The sequence below is a fragment of the Alphaproteobacteria bacterium genome (genome assembly GCA_041396705.1).
In the GTDB taxonomy this organism is placed as follows: domain Bacteria; phylum Pseudomonadota; class Alphaproteobacteria; order CALKHQ01; family CALKHQ01; genus CALKHQ01.
The window spans coordinates 236937-259648 of the sequence record JAWKYB010000006.1 but is presented as its reverse complement, the minus strand read 5'-3'; the positions used below and the strand labels follow the sequence as shown (position 1 = coordinate 259648).

Here is a 22712-nt window from a genome sequence, read left to right as displayed (position 1 = left end):
GGCGCCGGCGTCAGGGCGCCGGGATGTGGTCCGGCGACGGGGTGACGTCGGCGACGTGCTCGACATGGCCGCCGGTGACCCGGTTGAGCGCGACGTTGCGCAGCGGCACGCGGGTGCCGCCGGCATAGCTGATCAGCCCGGTGGCGCCCTGCACGCCCTCGACCGCGTCGATGGCGTCGCGGATCGCGGCACCCTCGGTCGAGCCGGCGGCGATCACCGCCGCCTCGATCACCTTGATCATGTCGTAGCCGGTGGCGGTGTAGGCCGTCTCGGCCGCTGAGCCGTGGAACGCCTCGTAGCGGGCGTAGAAGTCCGCCAGCGCCGAACCCTCGCTCGGATAGCCGGCGTTGGTGAACACCACGCCCTCGGCGACGTCGCCGAGCGCGGTGGTGGTCGGCGAATCGATGCCGTCGGAGCCGAGCACCGGCGTCTCGATGCCGGCGCCGCGCAGCGCGCGGATGAAGGCCGGGAAGTCGGGCTCGTAGGCCGAGGTCATGATCACGTCCGGCAGCGGGTCCATCGAGGCGATGTTGGTCACCTCGGCCGAGAAGTCCTGCTGGCCCATGGTGTATTCGACCGTGTCGAGCACCGTGCCGCCCATGATGGTGAACGCCTCGGCGAAATACTCCGGCAGGCGCTGGGTGTAGGGCGTGTCGGGCGACAGCATCACCCAGGCGGTCTTGTAGCCCTGCGCGGTGGCGAACTCGGCCAGTGCCGCCGCCTGCAGGTTGTCGGCGGTGTAGTTGGAGAACATGTACTCGCCGACCGTGCCGGGCAGGGTCGGGGTCGAGGCGCAGCTGGTGATCGCCGGCACCAGCGCGGCCTGGGCGATCAGGCCGGCGGCGATCGACGGGTCGACGTCGCAGGGCGAGATCAGCACGCCGATGCCGTCGCCGACCAGCTCCTGCGCCATCGCGCTGGCCTGTGCGGTGTCGGAGCGCATGTCGCGCACGATCAGCTCGATCGGGATCGAGCCGCCGATGCCGCCGGCGGCGTTGATCTCGTCGACCGCCACCTCGACCCCGGCCAGGCTGGGCTGGTCGAACGGCGCGAGATAGCCGGTCAGCCCGCCGAGATAGCCGATCTTCAGGCTGTCCTGGGCTCCGGCGGCAGCCGGTACGGCGGCCAGTGCGGCGCCGGCGAGCAGGGCGTTGCGGATCGCGTTCATCGTCATCTCCCCCTTCTGGTCAATGGCTGGTGGCGGTGGCTGCGGCCGCGTCGTGGCCGCTGCCGAGATAGGCGGTGCGGACAGCGGGATCGCGGCGCACCTGGTCGGGCGTGCCGTCGGCGATGACGCCGCCCTTGTTCAGCACGACGATGCGGTCGCACAGCCGCATGATCAGGCGCAGGTCGTGGTCGACGATCAGGATGCCGAGGCCGTGACGGCGGCGCACGCCCTCGAGCGTGGCGAGCAGGTCGTCGGACTCGGCGTCGTTCAGGCCGGCGGCGGGCTCGTCGAGCAGCAGGTAGCGCGGCTCCAAGGCCATGGCGCGGGCGATCTCCAGCCGGCGCTGCTGGCCGTAGGCCAGCGTGCGCGCCTCGCGGTCGGCGAAGCCGGCGATGCCGAAGGTGGCGAGCAGCGCGCGGGCGGCGGCGCGCTGCGCCCGCCCGCCGCGGACCCGGCCGGCGGCGGTGACCGCGGCGGCGACGTTGTCCAGCGCGGTCAGCCGGCCGAACGGGCGCAGGGTCTGGAAGGTGCGGCCGATGCCGCGGCGGGCGACGGCGTAGGGAGCGAGCCCGGTGAGGTCGGTGCCGTCGGCGGTGACCGCGCCGGCGGTCGGCTCGTGGGTGCCGGCGATGCAGCCGAGCAGGGTGGTCTTGCCGGAGCCGTTCGGGCCGATCAGCCCGACGATCTCGCCCGGCGCCACGGCCATGTCGACGCCGTCCAGCGCGACCACCCCGCCATAGGTCTTGCCCATGCCGCGCACGACCAGGCCGACGCCGGCGGGCGCGTCTTGCCCGGTCGCGGCCGGGGCGGGCGGTGCGGCGGGGTCCGCCGGTCCGCGGCGGCGCAGCGGCCACAGGTCGGTCAGCTCGCGATGGCCGAGCAGCCCGTCGTTGTGCCGGTAGAGCACCCACAGGACGGCGACGCTCAGCCCGATCTCGGTCAGCCCGAACACCTGGCCGATGCCGATGGCCTCGAACAGCCCGCTCTGCTCGATCCGGCGCAGGATCTCGATCAGCACGGTGACCAGCACCGCGCCGACCACGGCGCCGGTGGTGCTGGCGAAGCCGCCGACGATCAGCATCACCAGCACGGCGAAGGTGAGGTCGAAGTAGAATTCCTGTGGCGAGAACACGGTCAGGAAATGGCCGAGCATCACGCCGGCCAGCGCCGCCACCGCGCCGGACAGGGTCCAGCTGGCAAGCCGGGCCCGGTCGGGCCTGATCCCGATCGCCATCGCCGCCGGCTCGTCCTCGCGCACCGCCCGCAGCATCAGGCCCCAGCGGCTGTCGCGCCAGCCGCGCACGACGAACAGCGCAGCCACGGCCAGCGCCAGCCCGACGACGATGTCGACAGTCTGCGGGATGCCGTACAGCGCCTGGCTGCCGCGGGTCAGCTCGCGCGCGCCGACCAGCACCGAATAGGCGATCATCAGCAGGCCGAGCGTGGCGATCGCCGCCTCCGACCCGCCCAGCCGGCAGATCGGGATGCCGACGACGAAGGCGAGCAGCGCGACGAGCGCCACCGTGACCGCCAGCGAGGCGAGGAACGGCAGCTCGACCCCGGCCAGGAACGCCGGCAGGTCCGGCAGCGCGCTGGCCTTCACCGCCGCCGGCATGGTCAGCAGCGCGGAGATGTGGGCGGCCAGCCCCATGAAGGCGGCGTGGCCGAAGCTGAGCACGCCGGAATTGGCCGAGAAGGCGGCGAAGCCCAGCGCAGCCGTCAGCATGACCAGGAAGTTGGTGGCGAGGCTCTGCTCGGCCCCGCCGAGAAACGCCCAGATCGCCAAAACGGGAATGGCGACCATCGCGGCGGTGCGGCCGGCGTCGGACAGGCCGGACAACAGCGGCGATGCCTCGCATTGCACCAAGATTGCCTGGTTCTCAGCCATTCCCGCCCGCATTCCGGGCCGAGCGTCCGGTGCGACGGTCGCCCCGGCGATCCCCGCCTCAGACGAAGACGATAGACAGGTTGGGCGCGAGGGGTCAATCTGCCCTTTCCGGAAATGGCAGAAATGACCGATACCGAAAACACCGACTGGCAGGGTTCAACGCGTCCGTCGGGCGACCGGCCGCGGACCCTGGCCGAGCGGATCCGCGCCGCGATGCCGGCGCTGAGTCCGGCCGAGCGCCGGCTGGTGCGCCACCTGCTGGCCGGCCGGGCGGCGGCGATGCCGGACACCGCAACCGCGCTGGCGGCCGACGCCGACGTGGCACCGGCGACATTGCTGCGCTGCCTGGCCAAGCTCGGCTATCCGGGCTACCCGCCGTTCCGTGCCGATGCGCTGGGCGAGGCGGCCGCGCGCGCGGACTCCGCGTTGCGGCAGATGCGCCGGCGCGGCGCCGATGCCGAGCGGGCGCCGCTGGCCGATCGCGCCCGCCACACCGCGTTGGCGGCGATCGGCGAGACCTTCGACCGGCTGGCTGGCGCGGAACTGGCCCGCGCGCTCGACCTGCTGGCCGACGGGCGCCGCCGGCTGATCTTTGCCGGCGGCCGGTTCAGCCAGAGCCTGGCCGAGCAGTTGTACTACCACGCCCACCTGATCCGGCCCGGCTGCGAGCTGGTGCGCTACACCGCACAGGACCGGCGCGACCGGCTGGCCGACGTCGGCCGCGCTCACGTGCTGACCGTCTTCGACTTCCGCCGCTACCAGCGCGACAGCGTCGAGTTCGCGCGCGAGGCCAAGCGCCGCCGGGTGAAGATCGTGCTGGTCACCGACCCGTGGATGTCGCCGATCGCCGACTGGGCCGACGTGGTGCTGACCGCGGCGGTCAGCGCGCCGTCGCCGTTCGACAGCCTGGTCGCCGCGCTGGCCTTGACCGAGGCGCTGGTTGCCGGCCTGTATGAGCGGCTCGGCGAGCAGGCGCTGGCGCGATTGCGGGATTTCGAGGAGCTGGACGACGGCTTCGCCTGGGGCGAGGCCGATACGCAGCGGAACGGCAACGACGAGACGGGGACCGGATGAGCGGGGGACTGACCTATCTGCTGTGGAGCGACCTGGTCGGCATGAGCCGGGTGCGCGGCGTGCCGACCGTCGACTTCGAGCGCCGGCTGGAGAGCGGCGTCGGCTGGGCCGCGGCCGGCCAGGCGATGACGCCGTTCACCGACATCATCGACAACGTCTGGGGCCCGGTGCACGAGGTGCGGCAGATCCCGGATCCCGCCGCGCGCTTCACCATTCCCGCCGACGGCATCCATCCCGCCGTCGATGCCGCCATCTGCGACAGCCGCCTCGGGCCCGAGGAGGAATGGGACTGCTGCGCGCGCACCTTCCTGCGCCACGCGCTGGCCGACCTGCACGAACGCACCGGGCTGGCGCTGCGGAGCAGCTTCGAGCACGAGTTCCTGCTGACCGGCGACGGCGTCGGGCCCGATGCGCCGTTCAGCTTCGGGGCGGCGCGGCGGGTGCAGCCGGTGCTGCTGCAGATGCACGAATGCCTGGTCGCGGCCGGGGTCGGGGTCGAGACCGTGGAGCCGGAATACGGCATCGGCCAGTTCGAGATCAGCTGCAAGCCGGAGCTGGGGCTGCGCGGCGGCGACAGCGCGCTGATCGCCCGCGAGGTGATCCGCGAGGTCGCGCGGCGCCACGGGCTGAACGCCACCTTCACGCCGAAGCCGGCGCCGGAGGCGGTCGGCAACGGCGCCCACATCCATCTCAGCCTCGCCGACGCCGACGGCGCCAACGTGACCTACGATGCCGACGGGCCGCTGGGGCTGTCGGCGGTCGCGGCGCGCTTCGCCGCCGGCATCATGGCGCATGTGCACGCGCTGGTCGCGGTGACCGCGCCGGCACCGATCTCCTACCATCGGCTCGGCCCGCATCACTGGAGCTGCGGCTTCAGCGCGATCGGGCTGCAGAATCGCGAGGCGGCGATCCGGATCATTCCCGGCGTCGGCGACGACGCGGCGGTGGCCCGCGGCTACAACCTGGAATTCCGCCCCTCGGACGCGCTGGCGTCGCCCTATCTCGCGCTCGGCGCGCTGGTGCGGGCGGGGCTCGACGGCATCGAGCGGGCGCTGCCGCTGCCGCCGCCGGCGGCGATCGATCCGGCCGACATGAGCGAGGCGGACCGCGAGGCCGCCGGTATCCGACCGCTGCCGACCTCGCTCGCCGCCGCGCTCGACACGCTGGAGGCCGACGCGATCGCGCGCGGCTGGTTCGCGCCGCGGCTGTTCGAGACCTTCGTCTCGGTCAAGCGCTGGGAGGAGGCGGCCGCCGCGGCGATGCCGGCGCAGGACGTCTTCGCCCGCTATCGCGCTGCCTATTGAGGGTGCGCCGATGATCGCGCTCGACGATCTCGTCGACCATCATTGCCACGGCGTGGTGCCCGGCGACCTCGACCGGCGCGGGTTCGAGGCGCTGTTCTCGGAGGCGCGGCTGCCGCATGCGCCCGGCTTCAGCCAGTTCGACAAGCCGCTGGGTCTGATGATCCGCCGCCATTGCGCGCCGGTGCTGGACCTGGAGCCGCACGCGGAGCCGGAGGCCTATGTCGCGCGGCGGCGCGCGCTCGGCGCCGAGGAGGTCGGTCGCCGGCTGCTGCGCGGCGCGGGCCTGTCGGCGATGCTGATCGACACCGGCCACCGCAGCGACGCCATCCTCGGCGTCGAGGCGATGGGCCGGCTCGCGGCCACCGCGGCGTGGGAGGTGGTGCGGATCGAGGCGGTGATGGAGGCGGCGGCGCGCGCGGGCGGCGACGCCGCGTCGCTGCTGGACCGCTTCGCCGCGACGCTCGACGCCGATGCCGCCGGCGCGGTCGGGCTGAAGTCGATCGTCTCCTATCGCGCCGCGTTCGACCTCGACCCGAGCCGGCCGTCGCGGCATGACGCGCAGCGGGCCACGGAGGACTGGCTGCGCGCCAACGAGGCCGGCGGCTGGCGGCGGCTGGAATCGCCCGTGCTGCTGCGCTGGGGGCTGTGGCAGGGCCTCGACATCTGCGCCAGCCGCAAGCTGCCGCTGCAGCTGCATGTCGGCTTCGGCGACCGCGACATCGTCATGCACCGCTGCGATCCGACGGTGTTCACCGCTTTCATCGAGGCGGCGGAAGAGGCGGGCGTGGCGATCTGCCTGCTGCACTGCTACCCGTTCGAGCGCGAGGCGGCGTGGATGGCCGAGGTGTTCTCCAACGTCTATTACGACGTCGGCGCCACGCTGAACTACACCGGCGCCTCGGCGAGGCGGGTGATGGCCGATGCGCTGGAGATGGGGCCGTTCACCAAGCAGCTGTTCAGTTCCGACGCGTTCGGCCTGCCGGAGCTCTACTACCTGGGTCGGCTGCAGTTCGAGCGGACCCTGGGCGCCATCCTCGACGACTGGATCGCGGCCGGCGACTGCACCGCCCGCGATGCCGAACGCATCGCCGCTATGATCGCGGGCGGCAACGCCCGACGCATCTACCCGATCCCCGCCTGCGCATAGCGGGCTGGCGCGGGGCCGCGCGGTCGCGTGGGGTGGCCGCGGGTCAGGCGCGCGCCCGCCGCGGCAGCGCCGCGTCGTCGGCATCCGCCGCATCGGGCCCGCCGTCGGCGAGCTCGACCAGGGCGCGCACCGCGGCGGTCGCGCTCGCCCGCTCGGCCGGGGTCAGCGCGTCGTCGCGCTCGCGCAGCCCGCGACACAGCGCGTCGGCGAGGGCGCCCATGCGCTGGTGGCCGAACAACGGCGCCTGCGCCTTCAGGTCGTGCATGGCGCGGAACAGCGCATCGGCGCGCGGCCGCTCGGCCGTGCCGTCGACCAGCTCGGCCAGCAGCGCCGGCAGCTCCTGCCGCACCGTCTGCAGCCAGGTCGTCCGCAAGGTGGCGAGCGGATCGGCCGGGGCCGGCAGGCCGTCGTCGCGGCTTGCCGGCTCGGCGGCGGGCTGCATCGCGGTCGCCGACAGCACGCGCGTCATCTCCGACAACAGCTCCGCCTGGCTGATCGGCTTGGAGACATAGCCGCTCATGCCCATGGCCAGGAACCGCTCGCGGTCGCCGCTCATCGCGTCCGCGGTCAGCGCGATCACCGGCAGCGCCGCCAGCGCCGGGGTGCCGCGGATGTGGCGGATCGTCTGCGGCCCGTCCATCACCGGCATGTGGACGTCGAGCAGCACCAGGTCGAACGGCTGCGCCGCCAGCAGGTCGAGCGCCATGCGGCCGTTCTCCGCCTCGGCCAGGGCGATGTCGAGGTTGTCGAGCAGCAGGCGCGCGACCGTGCGGTTGACGGCGTTGTCGTCGACCACGAGCACGCGGCGGCCGCGCATGATCCCGGTCTCCGGCACCGCCGGCGCGCCGCCGGCCGGCGCCGCCGGCTGGACCACCGCCTGGGCGGCCACGGTCAGGGTGAAGGCGGAGCCGAGCCCCGGTGCGCTGGTCAGCGTGACGTCGCCGCCCATCAGCCGGGCGAGCCGGCGGGTGATCGCCAGCCCCAGCCCGGTGCCGCCGAACTGCCGCGTCGTCGAGCTGTCCGCCTGGGTGAATTCCGAGAACAGTCGTTCCTGCACGTGGCCGGCGATGCCGATGCCGGTGTCCTTGACGGTGACGTCGACGCGCCAGCCGCCGTCGGGCTGCGGCTCGGCGCCGGCGACGACGTGGACGCCCCCGGTTTCGGTGAACTTGATCGCGTTGGAGATCAGGTTGGAGATGCACTGGCGGAAGCGGACGGGATCCAGCGCCAGCGTCGGCGGGGTGCCGGCACCGACCGCGATGGTCAGGGTGAGCCCCTTCTCCTCCGCCCGCGGCGCGAACAGCTTGCCGACGCGGCCGATGGCGTGGCGCAGGTCGGTCGGCACCGGCGCGATCTCCATCTTGCCGGACTCGATCTTGGCGAGGTCGAGCACGTCGTTGAGGATCGCCATCAGGGTCTTGCCGGATTCCAGGATGATGCCGACCTTGTCGTGCTGGGTGGCGGACAGGCTTTCGCCCATCAGCGACTGCGCCATGCCGAGGATGCCGTTCAGCGGCGTGCGGATCTCGTGGTTGGTATGGGCGATGAAGCGGGCCTTGGCCTCGTTGGCCGCGATCGCGCGCTCGGCCTGCAGCTGCACCGCACGGTATTCGGTGATGTCGAAGATGATGCCGACCAGGCCGCGCGAGCCATCGGGCAAGGCGATGGGTATCTTCTTGGTCAGTGCGACCAGGTTTTCGCCGATGCGCTCCTCGTTGATGCTGATCTTTCCGTTGATGGCCTTTTCGTCCTCGGCCCAGAAGATCTGGCGCTGCTCGTCGGTGAACTCGCCGACATCCGTATCGCTTTTGAGATAATAGTCATCCAGACCGATCAGGTCTGTGTAGGCGCGATTGGCGTAAATCCAGCGATGATCCTGGTTCTTCACGAAGATCGGATCGGGGATGGCGTCGAGAATCGCGCGCAGGAGTTCGACATCGCTGCGGTACGCAGAGTGAATCTCGTCTTCCTGCATAACTTTGTATGCTTTCGCGCCGGATGGGTTTTTGGCTCCCCGAGCCCCATTTGACTCTCGGTTGTTGAACTTTCGGTTTATTTCACGCGATGCGATGCAAAAAAGTCCGTGGCCGGGCTCAGCCGGCGCCGGCGGCGCGCACCGCGGCGAAGGCGTCCACCGCCGCCCGGGCGAAGGCGGCGTCGTTGACATGGGCGTCGACCGCGATGAGCTGCCGGTTGGCGCCGTCGCGCCAGCCGGCGCGGATCGCGGCGAACAGGGCGGCGTCGGCCGCGGGGTCGTGGAACGGCTGGCCCGGCGCGTCGAGGGCGGAGACGCCGCGCAGCGGCAGCAGGAAGCGCACCGGCCCCTCCATGCGGTTGAGGCGGGCGACGATGAAGCGGCCGATGGCCTCGTTCTCCTGCGCGGTGGTGCGCATCAGCGTGACCTGGGCGTTGTGCACGTGCAGGCACCGGCCGGCATAGGCCGCCGGCACCGTCTCGCGCGGGCCGAAATTGACCATGTCGACCGCGCCGACCGAGCCGACATAGGGCAGGCGCGTGCGGATCGCCGCGCCGAAGCGGTCGTCGGTGCACGGAAAGACGCCACCGACCAGAAAATCCGCCACCTCGGTAGTGGTCAGATCGATCAGAGCGGCGAAGAAGCCCGAATCCGCCAGCTTCTCCATCGACTGGCCGCCGGTGCCGGTCGCATGGAACACCACCGTCTCGAACCGGTCCTCCAGCGCGCGTCGCACCGCGGTGACGCATGCGGTGGTGACGCCGAACATGGTCAGGCCGACGGCCGGCCGGTCCGCCGGCGAGGCGGGGACCGGGTGGCGCACCATGCCGGCGGCGGCGTGGGCGGCGTTGCCGATGATGCGGCGGGAGATGGCGTTGAGGCCGGCGATATCGACCACCGAATAGACCATCGCGATGTCGTTGGGGCCGACATAGGCGGCGACGTTGCCGGAGGCGACGGTGGACAGCATCAGCTTGGGCAGCCCGATCGGCAGGCTGCGCATCGCCTGGGTGACCAGCGCGGTGTTGCCGGACCCGCCGAGCCCGAGCACGCCGCCGACGTCGCCGCGTGCGGCGAGGAACGCCGACAGCGCCTCCGCCATTGCCGTCACCGCCCGGCCACGGTCGTCGAGGCCGAGCACCGCGGCGGCGCCGTCGGGATGGCAGGCGGCGACCGCCGCCGCAGCGACATCGGCACGCGCATCGCCGCCGCGGGTGCCGACGTCGACCAGCACCGCGCCGACGCCGGCCGCCTCGGCACAGGCCTTGGCGTACAGCAGCTCGTCCGCCTTGGTGTCCATCGTGCCGATGACGTAGAGCGTGCCGATCGTCGCCTCCCCGTTGCGTCGCACGGCGGTCGCGTCAGCGCGTCCGCCAGGTGGTCGGGCAGGCGCGGTGGGCGTGGATGGCGCGTGCGTTGCGCTCCTGCTCGATCTCGGCGCGGACCCGGGCCATGTCCAGCGCCTGCGCGCCGGCGATGACGGTGCCGATCCGGCCCGGGGTCGCGTCGGGGCCGAGCGGCTCGCAATAGAGCACCACCGCGTCGCGCATGATCAGCAGGTGCGTGCCGGGCCGGTCGAGGCCGAACGCGGCGGCGATGTCGTCGGTGTCGTCGAGGTCGATCTCGGCGACCGCCCAGCCGTCGTCGCCGGCCCGCTCGGCCACGGCCCGGGCAAGGCTGGCGGCGTGATCGCCGGGTCCGCCCCGATGCATCAGGCAGGCGACGCGGCCATGGCCGCGGACGAAGGCGTCGAACTGCGCGGATGTCAGCCGGATCATGCCCGGTCCTCCCTCGGTCGGCCGGCCCGGCGGGTGCGGCCGCGCCGGCTCACCCCGCCAGCAGCTCCTTGAGCTTGTCGTCGAGGAACCGGACGTCGTCCGGGTTGGTGCCCGGCCCGCCGGCGAAATGGCCCCAGATCGACGGGATCGGGATCAGCTCCGCGTTCGGCATGTTGGCCACCTCGATCTCGCTGTCGGCGACCGGGAAATAGAGGTCGGTCTGGCCCGGCATGACGTAGGCGCGGGCCTTGATCGCGCCCAGCGCCTTTTTGAAGTCGCCGCCGTAGAGCTCGTTGGCGGCGATGTCGCCGTGCTGCCAGGTCCACAGCATCGCCAGCAGGTTGTTGGCGTCGCGCGACAGGAAGAACCCCTCCCAGAACGCGACCAGGAAATCCTCCAGCGACGAGAAGCCCAGCGTCTGGATGTCGAGCTCGGCGCGATAGAAGTCCTGGCTGAAGCCCCAGCCGGCATAGACCCTGGCCATCGCGCGCAGGCCGCGGTTCGGCTTCTCGGTGTACCAGCCGCCGTTCCAGGCGGCGTCGGCGGTCAGCGCCGCCTTCACGCCCTCGAGGAACACGAAATTGTGCCGCGAGCACCGGGCCGAACCGCAGAACGGCGCGATCGCCTGCATCATGTCGGGATAGAGCACCGCCCAGTGAAAGGTCTGCAGCGCGCCCATCGACCAGCCGGTGACCAGCCGGATCTTCTCGATGCCGAAGCGCTCGGTCACCAGCCGGTGCTGCTGGCGGACGTTGTCGTACGGCGTGAAGTGGGGAAAGCGCGCGGCGTTGTACGGCTCCGGCGTGTTGCTCGGCGAAGACGACAGCCCGTTGCCGAACATGTTCGGGATGATGATGAAGTATTTCGCCGGGTCGAGCGCCATGCCCGCGCCGATCAGCCATTCGTTGTCGGTGTGCTGGCCGGAATACCAGGTCGGGTAGACGATCACGTTGCTCTTGTCGGCGTTCAGGGTGCCGAAGGTCTTGTAAGCTAGCTTGGCGTCGCGCAGCGTCGCGCCGCTCTGCAGGCGCACGTCGCCGCAATCGAAGATCTCGTCGTCGACGGTCATCTCGCTCCTCCCCGAAGTCCGTTGCGCGCGGCGCGCCGGCCGCGGCGGTCCGCCTGCACAGATCGCACCAGCCGCGATCGCGCGGGCGCGACGGCTGCACCGCCGCCCGGCGGGCCGTCGGGCGATGGATGCCGTGCCGCCCGGGGGGCGCCGGGTCGATCCTCCCCCAGCGGCGGCCGCCGCGCATCCCCCGGATTGAACCGGCCGGCCGCCGGCCGCGACCTACGGATCGTGGCGGCATTGTGTCGTCCGCACGAAATCGGAGAGGAACGCGCGATGTCGAAGCTTCTGTTGCAGGCCGGCGTGCTGGCCGTGACCGTCGGACTGACGCTGCCGGCGCTGGCCACCGATCCGAGCGGCTCGGCTCCGGCCCTCGACCGCGCCGGCGTCGGCCGCGCGCCGCAGCCGCAGGTGCTGTCGCTGCCGGGGCGCGGCCCCACCGGCCCGGCGCTGCGCATCGTGCCGCCGGCGCTCGGCCCCGCCGGCCCGGGCCAGCCGGCGACCGGCGACGAGCAGGTCGATGCGCTGCTGCAGGTGGTGCTGACCGGGCCGGGCGGCGGCTTCGGCCTGGTGGCGCAGGACGGCGGCGGCACCGCCGCCTCGGCCGCCAACTGCTGGGCCGACGGCACCGGCTGCGGCGGCGGCCAGGCCACCTTCATCGCCAACTGCGACGCGGCCGGCGGCGGGCTCAGCAGCGAGAACGACCCCGAGCACGGCCCCTATATCCGCTGCACCCTGCCGCCGAAGTGACGCGGGGCAGCGCGCCGCCGCGATCGGGCGTTGCTGTCGTCAAGGCGGGGCGATGCGGGAAAAGTGGTGCCCAGGGACAGATTTGAACTGCCGACACGGGGATTTTCAGTCCCCTGCTCTACCAACTGAGCTACCTGGGCGCGGGCCGCGTTATAGAGCAAGGCCGGGCGGGGCGTCCAGCGCGAATCCGCACGGCGGCGGCCGGCGGGGCGCGGCGGCTCAACGCGCGGCGGGCGGGCCGCCTGCACTTGCGGGCGTCGCCTGCGGCGCCAGGCAGCACAGGGCGGCGACCAGGAACAGGCTGGTGATCCACCAGCCCTGCCACATGCCGAAGCTGATCGTCGCGGGCAGGAAGGCGCCGCCGGCGGTGGCGGCGAAGCCCATGGCGCGGCGCGCCGGCAGCCGGGCCAGCGCGCGGGTCCAGCCGGCCACGACGCACAGCCCGAGGAAGGCGCCGACCGCGCCCAGCTCCAGCCACAGGTTCAGCGCGAAGTCGTGCGGGTGCAGCGGCATGCGCTGGGCCAGGCTCTCGGCGCTGTCGGTCACGTTCGCGCAGGCCGGCATGGCATAGCGGTCGGTGCCGCCGGGCACGTCGCGCGCAGCCTCCAGGCCCCAGCCCAGCAGCGGCTTCTCGGCGATCAGCGTGTCGGCGTAGTTCCAGATGCCGAGCCGGTGGACCAGGCTGAGCTTGGCCTCCATCAGCGTGCAGCCGATGGCGCCGTCCATCCGCACCGGCAGCACCGCCGGCATCGCCAGCAGCACTACCGCGAACGCCAGCACCGGCAGCGGCCGGGTCCAGCGCCACAGGGCGAGCGCGGCGGCGAGCGCGGCCGGGATCATCGCCAGCTGGGCGGTCTCGTTGAAGGTGTTGAGCACGAACAGGAGGCCGGCGGCGACGGCGGCGAGCCCGAGCGCGGCGCGGCCGTGCAGCCAGCACAGGATGCCGACCGGCAGCGTCGCCAGCGCGACGAAGGCGGCGCTGCGGCCATAGGCGAAGGCGGTCGGCGGGGCGTCGTGCGCCCAGAACATGATCCCGCCCGACAGCCAGATGTCGGCCGTGCCGATCGCCGCGCCGGCGATCAGGCCGACGGCGGCGGCGCCGACCAGGCGGCGTGCCGCGTCGGGCCCGGCCTCGACCGCCAGCCCCAGCATGGTGGCGCCGACGGCGAACTCCAGGAACAGGCGCAGGCCGCGCTCCAGGCTGCGGGCCGGGTCCAGCGCCCAGACGGCGGAGGCCAGCGCGAGCAGGGCCAGCGGCCACAGCAGCTGCAGCCGGCCGAGGTCGCGGAACCAGGCGCCGGCGGCCGCGCGCCGGTCGACGTCGAGCCAGCCGACGATGCGCGCCAGGGCGACCACGACGCCGGCGGTCCACAGCGCCTTCGACGCCATCACCGCCAGCGGGCCGGCCGCGGCGAAGCCGAGCATGGCGATCCGGTGGGCCCATGCGGCGCGGCGTCCGCCCGCTGCGACGCCGGTCGCGATGGCGGGTGCCACCATCAGTCGGCGGCTCCGTCCGGCTCCGGCTGCCCACGCTCGTCGTCGTCCGCCTCGACGGCGGGGATGGCATAGGTCTCGCCGAACCAGCGCGCCAGGTCGACGTCGCGGCAACGCGTCGAGCAGAACGGGGCGAGATCGGGCGCGGGCGGCTTGCCGCAGATCGGACAGCCGGTCTTGCGCCGGGGCAGGCTGTGGATCTTGGCGGACGGCATCAGGCGTGCGCGCCGGGCCAGCAGTCGGCGAGCGCCGCGCCGCGGCGCCGCCGGGTCATCTCGTACAGGCCGAGCGGGCCGAAGCCGGCCAGGCTGCATCCGGCCCGGTCGGGCGCCACGGCGGCGCGCAGCGCGGTCTCAACCGCCTGGCGCTGGCCCGGATCGGCGACGTCGATGAAATCGATGACGATCACGCCGGCACTATTGCGTATCCGCAACTGCCGGGCAATCGCGCCGGCCGCCGCGCGGTTGCAGGCCGCGAGGTCGCGCGCGCCGGCGCCGGCGTCGACATCGACGGCCATGAGCGCGCGGGTCGGGTCGAAGGTCAGCCGGCCGCCGCCGGCCAGCGGCACCTCGCGGTCCAGCGCCCCGGCGATCGCGCCGCGGGCATCGCAGCGCTCCAGCGGCCGGCCGTCGCGGTCGACCTCGACGGCGGCGTCGAGGCCGGTGGCGGCGGCCGCGCGTTCGGCCTGCAGCCGCATCACCGGGTCGGCGACGACGATCGCGGCCGGCGCCGCCGGACCGAACGCCGCCAGCGCCGCGGCCAGGTTGTCGGGCCGGCGCAACGGCGTGCCGGCGGCCTTGCCCGCCGCCTCGCCGGCCAGCGCCGGGTCGAGCCGGGCGATCACCCGCGGGCCCTTGTCGTCATAGCCCGGATGGACCAGCTGCACGGCCAGCATCTGGCCCTCGTGCAGCGCGCGGTCGATCGGCCGGTCGCGCAGCGCGCGGTCGAGGTCGCGGGCGCGCAGCAGGGCGTGCCGGGCCATGCCGACGTCGACGAAGGCGGCGGCCATGCCCGTCTCGATCCGGCTGACCCGGCCGACCAGCACGCTGCCTGGACCGGCCGCGTCCTCCGGCTGGACCAGCAGGTCGTCGAGCGCGCCGCCGCGAATCAGCGCGGCCGCCAGCACACCGTCGACCCGCTCGATCAGCAACGCCTCGGCCCGGACAGGATCAGCGGCCACGGTGCCAGCCCGCGCCGTCGAGCAGCGTCGCGGTTTCGTAGAGGCCGAGGCCGACGACGTTGCTGTAGGAGCCGTTGACCCGGATGACGAAGGCGGCGGCGCGCCCCTGGATGGCATAGCCGCCGGCCTTGCCGCGCCATTCCCCGCTTTCCAGATAGGCGGCGATCTCGGCCGCCGACAGCCGTTTGAAGGCGACCCGGGTCTCGACCACGCGGCCGATGCGGCGGCCGGCGGGCGTGACCAGGCAGATTCCGCCATAGACCCGGTGGTTGCGGCCCGACAGCAGCGCCAGGCAGGCGCGCGCGGCCGCCTCGTCCTCGGCCTTGGGCAGGAGGCGCCGGCCGCAGGCGACGACGGTATCGGCGCCGAGCACGAAGTCGCCGGGGTGGCGCGCGGCCACTGCCGCGGCCTTGGCGCAGGCGAGCCGCGCCGCGTGGTCGCGCGGCAGCTCGCGCGGCAGCGGGCTCTCGTCGACATCGGCGGGGTCGACCGCATCCGGCACCACGCCGATCTGGGCCAGCAGGTCGCGCCGGCGCGGCGACGCCGAGGCCAGCACCAGGCCGGCGCGGGCGGCCGTCACGTCAGCTCCGGCGCCGGTTCGACCGGAAAGCGGGCGCCGATCCGCCTGCGCAGCTGGTCGCGGACCTGGCGGTAGGCCTCCAGCCGCACCTCGCGGCTGCCCTCGACGATCGACGGGTCGACGGTCGGCCACAGCTCCACGTCGCAGGCCATGGTCCGGGTCAGCTCCACCGCGCTGTGCTGGGCCTCCGGCGACAGCGTGACGATCAGGTCGAAATAGGTGTCCTGCAGCTGCTCGAAGGTCTTGGCGCGATGGCCGGAGATGTCGATGCCGATCTCGGCCATCACCGCGATCGCGAAGCCGTCGACCTCGCCCTCCCGCACGCCGACGGAATCCACATAGATGCGCTGCGGATGCAGCGCCTTGAGCAGGCCCTCGGCCATCGGCGAGCGGATCGCGTTGCGGGTACAGGCGAACAGCACGCTGTCGGGCCGCGCGATCCGGGCGACGCCGGGCGCGGTGACGACGTGGATCGGCCGCTCAGCCGCGCGCATCGCCGTCAACGCCGCCGCAGCAGGGCGTAGACCAGGGTGAACAGGCGCCGCGCGGTGGCCAGGTCGACCGCGACATGCGCCGCCAGCTTGTCGCGCAGCAGCTCGCCGGCCTCGTTGTGCAGGCCGCGCCGGCCCATGTCGATCGCCTCGATCTGGCTCGGCGACATCGAGCGGATCGCCTCGACGTAGCTGTCGCAGACGATGCCGTAGTCCTTGATCAGCCGGCGCAGCGAGACCAGCGGCAGCGACAGCCGGCCCTCGCCGCCGCCGTCGGCGGTGGCGATCAGCAGCACCAGCCGGCTCTCCTCCAGGCCGACCACCAGGTCGAACGGCCCGCGGGCGCCGTTGGCCGGCCGGAAGCTGTTCTCCTCGACCAGGTCGTAGATCGCGACCCTGATCTCGTGGGCCAGGTCCGGGTCGGGCGGCATCGGCAGGCTGTCCGCCAGGCGGACGCTGGTCAGGAAGTGGCCGTCGTCGCCCATCCGCGCCCGTCATCCGGCTGGCGGACCGGCGCCGTCGCGTTCGGCGCAGGCCCGGCGGAAGCGTTCGATCCACGCGCCGATCGCCTGCGGACGCGTCTTCAGCGCGGCCCGGTTCACGATCAGGCGGGAGGACACCTGCATGATCGTCTCCACCTCGACCAGCCCGTTGGCGCGCAGGGTGGAGCCGGACTCGACCAGGTCGACGATGCGCCGGCACATGCCCAGCCGCGGAGCCAGCTCCATCGCGCCGCTCAGCTTGATGCACTCGGCCTGCACCCCGCGGCGGGCGAAATGGCGCCGCGTGATCTCCGGGTACTTGGTGGCGACGCGGATGTGGCTCCAGCGCTCGGGCTCGTCCGCGTCGATCAGCGCGCGCGGGCAGGCCACCGCCATGCGGCAGCGGCCGATACCCAGGTCCAGCGGCGCATAGACCTCGGAATAGTCGAACTCGGCCAGCACGTCGTTGCCGCACACCCCGATGTCGGCCGCGCCGAAGGCGACGAAGCTGGCGACGTCGAAGCTGCGCACGCGCACCAGCGACAGGTTGTCGACGTTGCTGGCGAACTGCAGCGCACGGTCGTCCGGGTCGTCGAAGCTGGCGCTCGGGTGCAACCCGGCCGACATCATCAGCGGGCGCAGCTCGGCGAGGATGCGGCCCTTGGGCAGGGCGAAGACGATGCTGTCCGGCGGCCTGACCGCGGGCGGCGTCAGCATGGCTCAGCCCTCGGCGCCGGTATCGGGGTGCGCCGGCAGGTGGCGCGTCGGCCAGGGCTGGTCGATGTCCTCCAGGTGGCAGGCGATGCGCGCGACCTGCAGCCGGACCTCCGGTCCGCCGGCGAAGGTCAGCTCCACGACGGTCTCGCCGTCCGCGCCCGCCTCGCAGCGGATTGCCAGCAGCGACAGCAGGCCCGCGCCGTGCCTCGGGTCGAAGCCGCGCCGGCTGACCTTGCGCACCTGCTCGAAGCACAGGCCGGCGTGGACGCGCTCGCGGATCGCGCCCTGCCTGTCGCGGTCGGGCGCGCCTTCCCAGCGGAAGCGGTTGGCGACCAGCGCGAAGCGGCCGTCGCCGGCGCGCCAGCTCATCTCGGTCACCGGCACCAGCGCGTCCTGCAGCATGGCGGAGATCACCGCGAGGTCGTCGGCATCCGTGGCCAGCAGCTTCAGCGGCGTGTCCTTCGCCATCGCGCGTCCCCCGTCCTCAGCCGCTTTCGCGCACGCGGGCGATCTCGGCGCCGCAGGCGGCCAGCTTCTGTTCCAGCCGCTCATAGCCGCGGTCCAGGTGATAGACCCGGTGGATGGTCGATTCGCCCTCGGCGGCCAGCGCGGCCAGCACCAGCGACACCGACGCGCGCAGGTCGGTGGCCATCACCGGCGCGCCCTTCAGCCGGTTGACCCCGCGCACCATCGCCGACGAGCCGTGCAGGTTGATGTTCGCGCCCATCCGCGCCAGCTCCGGCACGTGCATGAAGCGGTTCTCGAAGATGGTCTCGGTGATCATCGCCGCCCCGCCGGCCGTGGTCATCAGCGCCATGAACTGCGCCTGCAGGTCGGTCGGGAAGCCGGGGAACGGCTCGGTCATCACGTCGACGCCGGTCAGCGCCCCGTTCTCCAGCGCGACGTGGACGCCGCCGGCGGTCGGCTCCACCCTCACCCCCGCCTCGCGCAGCACCTGCACCGGCGCGCGCACCAGGTCCAGGTTGCCGCCGACCAGCTCGACGTCGCCGCGGGTGACCGCGGCCGCCATCATGTAGGTGCCGAGCTCGATGCGGTCGGCGACCACGGCGTGCTCGGCCGCGTGCAGGCGGTCGACGCCCTGGATTTCCAGCCGGTCGCTGCCGACGCCGTCGATCTGCGCGCCCATCGCCTGCAGGCAGTGGGCCAGGTCGGTGACCTCGGGCTCGCGCGCGGCGTTGTTCAGCACGGTGGTGCCGCGGGCCAGGGTCGCCGCCATCAGCAGGTTCTCGGTCGCGCCGACCGAGACCTTGGGGAAGGTGATCTCCGCCCCGACCAGTCCGTTCGGCGCCCGCGCCTCGACATAGCCCTCGTTCAGCTCGATGGTGGCGCCCAGGTCCTCCAGCGCGGCCACGTGCAGGTCGACCGGGCGTGCGCCGATGGCGCAGCCGCCGGGCATCGACACCCGCGCGATGCCGCAGCGCGCCAGCAGCGGCCCCAGCACCAGCACCGAGGCGCGCATCTTGCGCACCAGGTCGTAGGGCGCGGTGGTGGAGGTGATCGTCTTCGCGGTCGCCGAGACCACCCGGCCGGTGTGGCCGCCGTTCGGCGCGTGGCCGTTGAGCTCGAAGCTGACGCCAAGCTGGGTCAGCAGGCTGACCAGGGTGGTGATGTCGGCCAGGTGCGGCAGGTTGGACAGCGTCAGCGTTTCCTCGGTCAGCAGGCTGGCCGTCAGCAGCGGCAACGCCGCGTTCTTGGCGCCGCTGACCTCGATCCGGCCTTTCAGCGGCCTGCCGCCCTTGATGATGATCTGGTCCATGACCCGTCGTTTCGGTTGTCGTGCTGTCCGGCTGCCGGCCGCGGCGCCCGCCTACAGGCGGGGCAGCGTCACGCCGGTCTGGCCCTGGTACTTGCCCTGCCGATCCCGGTAGGAGATGTCACAGGGGGCGTCCGCCTTCAAGAAAATGAACTGGCACGCCCCCTCGTTGGCATAGACCTTGGCCGGCAGCGGCGTGGTGTTGGAGAATTCCAGCGTGACGTGGCCTTCCCACTCGGGCTCCAGCGGGGTGACGTTGACGATGATGCCGCAGCGGGCATAGGTCGACTTGCCCAGGCAGATCACCAGCACGTCGCGCGGCACCCGGAAATACTCCACCGTGCGGGCCAGGGCGAAGCTGTTCGGCGGGATGATGCACACGTCCGCGGTGCGTTCGACGAAGCTGGCGGTCGAGAAGTTCTTCGGGTCGACCACCGCGCTGTCGACGTTGGTGAAGATCTTGAACTCCGGCGATACCCGCGCGTCGTAGCCGTAGGACGACAGGCCGTAGGAGATCACGCCGTCGCGGCTCAGCCGTTCGACGAACGGGTCGATCATGCCGGCCTCGCGGGCCATCCGGCCGATCCAGCTGTCGGGCATTACGGGCAAGGGACTCGTCCTCGGTCAGATCGGGTTGCGCGCGGTGTTGTAGTCGATGGCCGGCGGAGGGGAAAGGCCGAGGGCGCGCGTTCAGCCGTCCAGGCGCACCGTGCTTCCGTCCCGGATCAGCCGGCCCGCGCGCTCGAGCCGGGCCAGCGCCCGATACAGCGCCTCATGGCTCAGGGCCAGTTCCGCCGCCACCGCCTTCCAGGTCCGGTCCATCGCCCAGGCGCCGCCGCCGGCCTCGGCATGCGCGGCCACATAGGCGAGGATGCGGCCGGCGGCGCCGGGCTGGCTCAGCACCTCGACCCGGCGGCGCAGGTCCTGCACCTCGCCGGCCATGTGCCGCAGCAGCCGCAACGCCCGCTGCGGCGAGGCGGTCAGCGAGGCCAGCACCTCGACCTTGCGGCAGGCGACGACCGTGCTGTCGGCCGCGGCGACGCAATCGCAGTGATAGCGTTCGGCGAACAGCGAGGCCTCGGCCACCGTCTCGCCGGCGCCGGCGCGGCCGACCGGCACCACCCGGCCGTCGGCCAGCACCCGCTGCAGCGTCAGCGCCCCGGCGCGCACGAAGAACATGTCGGTGACCGCGTCGCCGGCGTGGAACAGCGCGGCACCCCGCGCAAGGGTGCGCTCGGCGGGGGTGCCGGCCAGGAGGGCGTAGGGCGATGCGGGCGCTGGATCGACCATATGATCATGATCATATGGCCTCGGCGGGGTCGACGGCTAGGCTCGACCGGTCAACGATTGGAGAGCGCCGATGGCCCGCCTGCCCGTGCTGGTCCTGTCCGCCGCCGCCGCGCTGGCCGGCCGCGCCGCGGCCGACGACATGACGCATCCGCCGGGGCACGGGGCCCCGGCACTGCCGGTCGAGTCCGGCCAGTCCGCCTTCGCCGCGGTCGCCGAGATCGTCGCGATGCTGCAGGCCGACCCGGCAACCGACTGGTCGACGGTCGACATCGCCGCGCTGCAAGCGCACCTGGCCGACATGGACCGGGTGATGCTGTACGCCCGGCCGGCGGGGACGGCCGTCGACGGCGGCCTGTCGATAGCGGTCACCGGCGACGGCGCCGTCGCCGACGCGATCCGGCGCATGGTGCCGGCACACGCGGCCGAGCTCGACGCCGTCGCCGGCTGGACGGCGACGGCCGAGGCGACCGACGATGGCGCGGTGCTGCGCGTCACCGCCGACACGGACCAGGGCGCGCAGCAGATCCGCGCGCTCGGCTTCTTCGGGCTGATGGCGACCGGAGCGCATCACCGGGCCCACCACTGGGCGATCGCGACCGGGCAGTCGCCGCACGTCCATTGAGCGGACGGACCGCCGCCGTGTCGCGGCGGGGTTGACCCTCCAGTAACTGGAACCATCATGCTGCGGTGTCATGGTGGGTGAGGCGATGCAGGGCAGCGGGCCGGGCGGGCAGCCATCCGTCGTCGGCGCGATCAACATCGGCGAGGCGGCGGAGCGGGTCGGCCTGCCGGTGAAGACGGTGCGCTACTACGAGGAGATCGGGCTGGTCGTGCCCGACCGGCTGCCGAACGGCTACCGGTCCTACGAGGAGCGCGATCTGCACGTGCTGCGTTTCCTGAAGCGGGCGCGCGGGCTCGGCTTCTCCATCCGCGACTGCCGTGCGCTGCTGTCGCTGTACGGCGACGCCGGCCGCGCCAGCGCGGAGGTGAAAAAGCTGGCGCTGGCGCGGATCGCCGATATCGACCGCAAGGTGGCCGAGCTGAAGGGGCTGCGCGCCACCCTGACGCGGCTCACCCAGGCCTGCCACGGCGACGACCATCCCGACTGTCCGATCCTCGACGACCTTGCCGGCGAGGGCGACGGGTGATCCCCGGTCGTCGCCACGCAGAATGGTCCTGATTCGGTCAGGCAACCCGCTCATGTCGTCGGCAGGGATGGACGCATCGGCGGTCGGTGTTAGCAGATCAGCGATCTTGCGAAGAGAGAGGATCGATGCGCGCTGTCCTGCTTGCCCTGTTCGGGGTCGCTGCTTGGGCGACTGCAGCGTCGGCCCACGCGTCGCTGGTGTCGAGCGATCCAGCCGATGGCGCCAGCGTGCCGCCGCCTGCGGCGCTGTCGCTCGCGTTCAGCGAGTCCCTGAGCCTGACCCATCTGGTCCTGACCGACGCAGCGGCGCTCGAGATCGACACCGGCTTTGCGGTCGATTCCCACCCCGCCCCGGCGTTCAGCGTGCCCCTGCCGGCGCTCGCGCCGGGCACCTATCGGGTGGAATGGCGAGGCCTTTCCGACGACGGCCACCCCGCCGAGGGGGCCTTCGCCTTCACCGTCCAGTCGCCCTGACCGGCGCGACAGCGGGATGCCCGATGCGTGGACGGCCGCGACCGTCCTGGTCAAGGCGCTGTGCTACGGCGGCGCGCTGGCTGCGGCCGGCGGCGCGCTGTTCCTGCCGGTTTTCGCCGCCGCGCCGGCCGCTGTACGGCGCACGGCGCGCCGGCAGGTCGCCGCGGCCGTGCCGGTGGCCGCCGCTGCCGCGCTGCTGCTGATCCCGCTGCGCGCGGGCTATCTGGCCGGCGGCAGCCTCGACGGCGCGCTCGATGCGGTCATGCTGCAGATCGTCGTCGAAAGCCCGCTCGGCCCGAGCGTCTTCCTGCGCTGCGCCGGCCTGACGCTTGCACTGGCGGCGCTGCACGACAGCCCCGCCGGCCGCGGCCTCGGCGCGCTGGGCGCCGTCGCGGTGGCGGCGTCCTTCGCGCTGGTCGGCCACAGCCTTGCCGAGCCGCGACCGCTGCTGGCGGCGCTGGTCGTCCTGCACCTGTGCGCCGCGGCCTACTGGGTCGGGGCGCTGCTGCCGCTGGCCGCGGCGACCCGTCTGGCCGACACCGCCGGCGCGGCCGCGCTGCTGGCGCGCTTCGGCCGGATCGCTGCCGTCGTCGTCGCGCTGCTGGTCGTCGCCGGCGCGGCGCTGGCGGCGGTGCTGCTGGGCGGGCTGGCGCCGCTGTGGTCCACGCCCTACGGCAACGTGCTGGCGGTGAAGCTGGCCGCGGTGGTCGGCCTGCTGCTGCTTGCCGCCGGCAACAAGTGGCGGCTGGTCCCGGCGCTGGCGGCGGGAAGGCCGCAGGCCGCCGCCCGGCTGCGCCGCGCCATCCGGCTGGAAATCGGCTTTGCCGTCGGCGTGCTGCTGGCCACCGCCTGGTTGACCCGGGTGACCACCGCACCGGTGCTGATGACGCCCTGACCGGCGGCGCGGAGCGGACGATTGCCGCCGCCCGC

General features: G+C 73.0%; 25 protein-coding genes and 1 tRNA gene. 8 read left to right on the top strand and 18 right to left on the bottom strand.

What is annotated here, in order from left to right:
- Positions 1-10: 10 nt before the first annotated feature.
- The gene (locus tag R3F55_10900) at positions 11-1168 is read right to left on the bottom strand and encodes an ABC transporter substrate-binding protein (GenBank protein ID MEZ5667919.1); all 1158 of its coding nucleotides are present in this window, start codon (positions 1166-1168) and stop codon (positions 11-13) included.
- 19 nt (positions 1169-1187) lie between these two features.
- The gene (locus tag R3F55_10895) at positions 1188-3056 is read right to left on the bottom strand and encodes a branched-chain amino acid ABC transporter ATP-binding protein/permease (protein ID MEZ5667918.1); all 1869 of its coding nucleotides are present in this window, start codon (positions 3054-3056) and stop codon (positions 1188-1190) included.
- A gap of 123 nt (positions 3057-3179) precedes the next feature.
- Between R3F55_10895 and R3F55_10890 the strand changes: the two genes are divergently transcribed.
- Genes R3F55_10890 through R3F55_10880 form a run of 3 tightly spaced genes read left to right on the top strand, consistent with a single transcriptional unit; the run spans position 3180 to position 6581 of the window.
- A complete protein-coding gene (locus tag R3F55_10890) occupies positions 3180-4130 on the top strand; it encodes a MurR/RpiR family transcriptional regulator (protein ID MEZ5667917.1) in 951 nt (316 codons plus the stop codon).
- On the top strand, positions 4127-5434 hold the full coding sequence (locus tag R3F55_10885) for a glutamine synthetase family protein (GenBank protein ID MEZ5667916.1): 1308 nt from the start codon (positions 4127-4129) through the stop codon (positions 5432-5434). Before R3F55_10890 ends, R3F55_10885 begins: the two co-directional genes overlap by 4 nt.
- Before the next feature lie 10 nt (positions 5435-5444).
- A complete protein-coding gene (locus R3F55_10880; GenBank protein MEZ5667915.1) occupies positions 5445-6581 on the top strand; it encodes an amidohydrolase family protein in 1137 nt (378 codons plus the stop codon).
- 43 nt (positions 6582-6624) lie between these two features.
- Here R3F55_10880 and R3F55_10875 read toward each other — a convergent pair whose 3' ends face one another.
- The 4 genes from R3F55_10875 to R3F55_10860 all read right to left on the bottom strand — a co-directional run bounded on the left by R3F55_10875 (position 6625) and on the right by R3F55_10860 (position 11403).
- A complete protein-coding gene (locus R3F55_10875; GenBank protein MEZ5667914.1) occupies positions 6625-8556 on the bottom strand; it encodes an ATP-binding protein in 1932 nt (643 codons plus the stop codon).
- A gap of 118 nt (positions 8557-8674) precedes the next feature.
- Positions 8675-9883, bottom strand: coding sequence for a Tm-1-like ATP-binding domain-containing protein (locus R3F55_10870; protein MEZ5667913.1), 1209 nt, complete (start codon positions 9881-9883; stop codon positions 8675-8677).
- A gap of 34 nt (positions 9884-9917) precedes the next feature.
- Positions 9918-10334 (bottom strand): hypothetical protein, encoded by a 417-nt coding sequence (locus R3F55_10865; protein ID MEZ5667912.1) that lies wholly within the window; start codon positions 10332-10334, stop codon positions 9918-9920.
- 49 nt (positions 10335-10383) lie between these two features.
- Positions 10384-11403, bottom strand: coding sequence for an alpha/beta fold hydrolase (locus tag R3F55_10860; protein ID MEZ5667911.1), 1020 nt, complete (start codon positions 11401-11403; stop codon positions 10384-10386).
- Between the two features lie 276 nt (positions 11404-11679).
- Here R3F55_10860 and R3F55_10855 point away from each other — a divergent pair, with 276 nt between their 5' ends.
- Positions 11680-12153 (top strand): hypothetical protein, encoded by a 474-nt coding sequence (locus R3F55_10855; GenBank protein ID MEZ5667910.1) that lies wholly within the window; start codon positions 11680-11682, stop codon positions 12151-12153.
- A 64-nt stretch (positions 12154-12217) separates the two neighbouring features.
- On the opposite strand, the gene R3F55_10850 is transcribed toward R3F55_10855, so the two are convergent.
- From R3F55_10850 to R3F55_10795, 12 genes are all read right to left on the bottom strand, one after another.
- Positions 12218-12293, bottom strand: a tRNA-Phe gene (locus R3F55_10850).
- 79 nt (positions 12294-12372) lie between these two features.
- Positions 12373-13650: an O-antigen ligase family protein gene (locus R3F55_10845; protein MEZ5667909.1), complete on the bottom strand. Its 1278-nt coding sequence runs from the start codon at positions 13648-13650 to the stop codon at positions 12373-12375.
- On the bottom strand, positions 13650-13862 hold the full coding sequence (gene yacG, locus R3F55_10840) for a DNA gyrase inhibitor YacG (GenBank protein MEZ5667908.1): 213 nt from the start codon (positions 13860-13862) through the stop codon (positions 13650-13652). The genes R3F55_10845 and yacG overlap by 1 nt, the downstream gene beginning before the upstream one ends.
- Positions 13862-14827, bottom strand: coding sequence for a ribonuclease E/G (locus R3F55_10835; protein MEZ5667907.1), 966 nt, complete (start codon positions 14825-14827; stop codon positions 13862-13864). Before R3F55_10835 ends, yacG begins: the two co-directional genes overlap by 1 nt.
- The gene (locus R3F55_10830) at positions 14817-15407 is read right to left on the bottom strand and encodes a Maf family nucleotide pyrophosphatase (GenBank protein MEZ5667906.1); all 591 of its coding nucleotides are present in this window, start codon (positions 15405-15407) and stop codon (positions 14817-14819) included. Before R3F55_10830 ends, R3F55_10835 begins: the two co-directional genes overlap by 11 nt.
- The gene (locus R3F55_10825) at positions 15404-15901 is read right to left on the bottom strand and encodes an arsenate reductase ArsC (protein ID MEZ5667905.1); all 498 of its coding nucleotides are present in this window, start codon (positions 15899-15901) and stop codon (positions 15404-15406) included. The genes R3F55_10830 and R3F55_10825 overlap by 4 nt, the downstream gene beginning before the upstream one ends.
- Positions 15902-15906: 5 nt before the next feature.
- Positions 15907-16383, bottom strand: a complete 477-nt coding sequence (locus tag R3F55_10820) for a UPF0262 family protein (GenBank protein ID MEZ5667904.1) — start codon at positions 16381-16383, stop codon at positions 15907-15909.
- A 9-nt stretch (positions 16384-16392) separates the two neighbouring features.
- Positions 16393-17097 (bottom strand): ATP phosphoribosyltransferase, encoded by a 705-nt coding sequence (gene hisG, locus R3F55_10815; protein ID MEZ5667903.1) that lies wholly within the window; start codon positions 17095-17097, stop codon positions 16393-16395.
- 3 nt (positions 17098-17100) lie between these two features.
- Positions 17101-17565 (bottom strand): DUF2948 family protein, encoded by a 465-nt coding sequence (locus tag R3F55_10810; GenBank protein ID MEZ5667902.1) that lies wholly within the window; start codon positions 17563-17565, stop codon positions 17101-17103.
- A gap of 16 nt (positions 17566-17581) precedes the next feature.
- On the bottom strand, positions 17582-18874 hold the full coding sequence (gene murA, locus R3F55_10805) for a UDP-N-acetylglucosamine 1-carboxyvinyltransferase (protein MEZ5667901.1): 1293 nt from the start codon (positions 18872-18874) through the stop codon (positions 17582-17584).
- A gap of 51 nt (positions 18875-18925) precedes the next feature.
- On the bottom strand, positions 18926-19471 hold the full coding sequence (gene dcd / locus R3F55_10800; protein ID MEZ5667900.1) for a dCTP deaminase: 546 nt from the start codon (positions 19469-19471) through the stop codon (positions 18926-18928).
- Between the two features lie 90 nt (positions 19472-19561).
- Positions 19562-20161, bottom strand: coding sequence for a Crp/Fnr family transcriptional regulator (locus R3F55_10795; GenBank protein ID MEZ5667899.1), 600 nt, complete (start codon positions 20159-20161; stop codon positions 19562-19564).
- A gap of 70 nt (positions 20162-20231) precedes the next feature.
- On the opposite strand from R3F55_10795, the gene R3F55_10790 reads away from it, so the two are divergent.
- The 4 genes from R3F55_10790 (at position 20232) to R3F55_10775 (ending at position 22677) form a co-directional block, all read left to right on the top strand.
- Positions 20232-20783 carry a hypothetical protein gene (locus R3F55_10790; protein MEZ5667898.1) on the top strand — a complete coding sequence of 184 codons (552 nt, stop codon included), beginning with the start codon at positions 20232-20234 and terminating at the stop codon, positions 20781-20783.
- Between the two features lie 130 nt (positions 20784-20913).
- Positions 20914-21309: a Cu(I)-responsive transcriptional regulator gene (gene cueR, locus R3F55_10785; GenBank protein MEZ5667897.1), complete on the top strand. Its 396-nt coding sequence runs from the start codon at positions 20914-20916 to the stop codon at positions 21307-21309.
- Between the two features lie 125 nt (positions 21310-21434).
- Positions 21435-21782, top strand: coding sequence for a copper resistance protein CopC (locus R3F55_10780; GenBank protein ID MEZ5667896.1), 348 nt, complete (start codon positions 21435-21437; stop codon positions 21780-21782).
- A 16-nt stretch (positions 21783-21798) separates the two neighbouring features.
- The gene (locus R3F55_10775; protein MEZ5667895.1) at positions 21799-22677 is read left to right on the top strand and encodes a CopD family protein; all 879 of its coding nucleotides are present in this window, start codon (positions 21799-21801) and stop codon (positions 22675-22677) included.
- Positions 22678-22712: the final 35 nt, after the last annotated feature.

Coding starts and splice junctions, on each gene's coding strand:
- hisG (MEZ5667903.1), bottom strand. CDS start 17,097: ATGCTGACGCCGCCCGCGGTCAGGCCGCCGGACAGCATCGTCTTCGCC.
- R3F55_10855 (MEZ5667910.1), top strand. CDS start 11,680: ATGTCGAAGCTTCTGTTGCAGGCCGGCGTGCTGGCCGTGACCGTCGGA.
- R3F55_10795 (MEZ5667899.1), bottom strand. CDS start 20,161: ATGGTCGATCCAGCGCCCGCATCGCCCTACGCCCTCCTGGCCGGCACC.
- R3F55_10825 (MEZ5667905.1), bottom strand. CDS start 15,901: ATGCGCGCGGCTGAGCGGCCGATCCACGTCGTCACCGCGCCCGGCGTC.
- dcd (MEZ5667900.1), bottom strand. CDS start 19,471: ATGCCCGACAGCTGGATCGGCCGGATGGCCCGCGAGGCCGGCATGATC.
- R3F55_10890 (MEZ5667917.1), top strand. CDS start 3,180: ATGACCGATACCGAAAACACCGACTGGCAGGGTTCAACGCGTCCGTCG.
- R3F55_10885 (MEZ5667916.1), top strand. CDS start 4,127: ATGAGCGGGGGACTGACCTATCTGCTGTGGAGCGACCTGGTCGGCATG.
- R3F55_10895 (MEZ5667918.1), bottom strand. CDS start 3,056: ATGGCTGAGAACCAGGCAATCTTGGTGCAATGCGAGGCATCGCCGCTG.
- R3F55_10790 (MEZ5667898.1), top strand. CDS start 20,232: ATGGCCCGCCTGCCCGTGCTGGTCCTGTCCGCCGCCGCCGCGCTGGCC.
- R3F55_10845 (MEZ5667909.1), bottom strand. CDS start 13,650: ATGGTGGCACCCGCCATCGCGACCGGCGTCGCAGCGGGCGGACGCCGC.
- R3F55_10860 (MEZ5667911.1), bottom strand. CDS start 11,403: ATGACCGTCGACGACGAGATCTTCGATTGCGGCGACGTGCGCCTGCAG.
- R3F55_10810 (MEZ5667902.1), bottom strand. CDS start 17,565: ATGGCGAAGGACACGCCGCTGAAGCTGCTGGCCACGGATGCCGACGAC.
- R3F55_10875 (MEZ5667914.1), bottom strand. CDS start 8,556: ATGCAGGAAGACGAGATTCACTCTGCGTACCGCAGCGATGTCGAACTC.
- R3F55_10865 (MEZ5667912.1), bottom strand. CDS start 10,334: ATGATCCGGCTGACATCCGCGCAGTTCGACGCCTTCGTCCGCGGCCAT.
- murA (MEZ5667901.1), bottom strand. CDS start 18,874: ATGGACCAGATCATCATCAAGGGCGGCAGGCCGCTGAAAGGCCGGATC.
- R3F55_10780 (MEZ5667896.1), top strand. CDS start 21,435: ATGCGCGCTGTCCTGCTTGCCCTGTTCGGGGTCGCTGCTTGGGCGACT.
- R3F55_10775 (MEZ5667895.1), top strand. CDS start 21,799: ATGCCCGATGCGTGGACGGCCGCGACCGTCCTGGTCAAGGCGCTGTGC.
- R3F55_10820 (MEZ5667904.1), bottom strand. CDS start 16,383: ATGGGCGACGACGGCCACTTCCTGACCAGCGTCCGCCTGGCGGACAGC.
- R3F55_10900 (MEZ5667919.1), bottom strand. CDS start 1,168: ATGAACGCGATCCGCAACGCCCTGCTCGCCGGCGCCGCACTGGCCGCC.
- yacG (MEZ5667908.1), bottom strand. CDS start 13,862: ATGCCGTCCGCCAAGATCCACAGCCTGCCCCGGCGCAAGACCGGCTGT.
- R3F55_10880 (MEZ5667915.1), top strand. CDS start 5,445: ATGATCGCGCTCGACGATCTCGTCGACCATCATTGCCACGGCGTGGTG.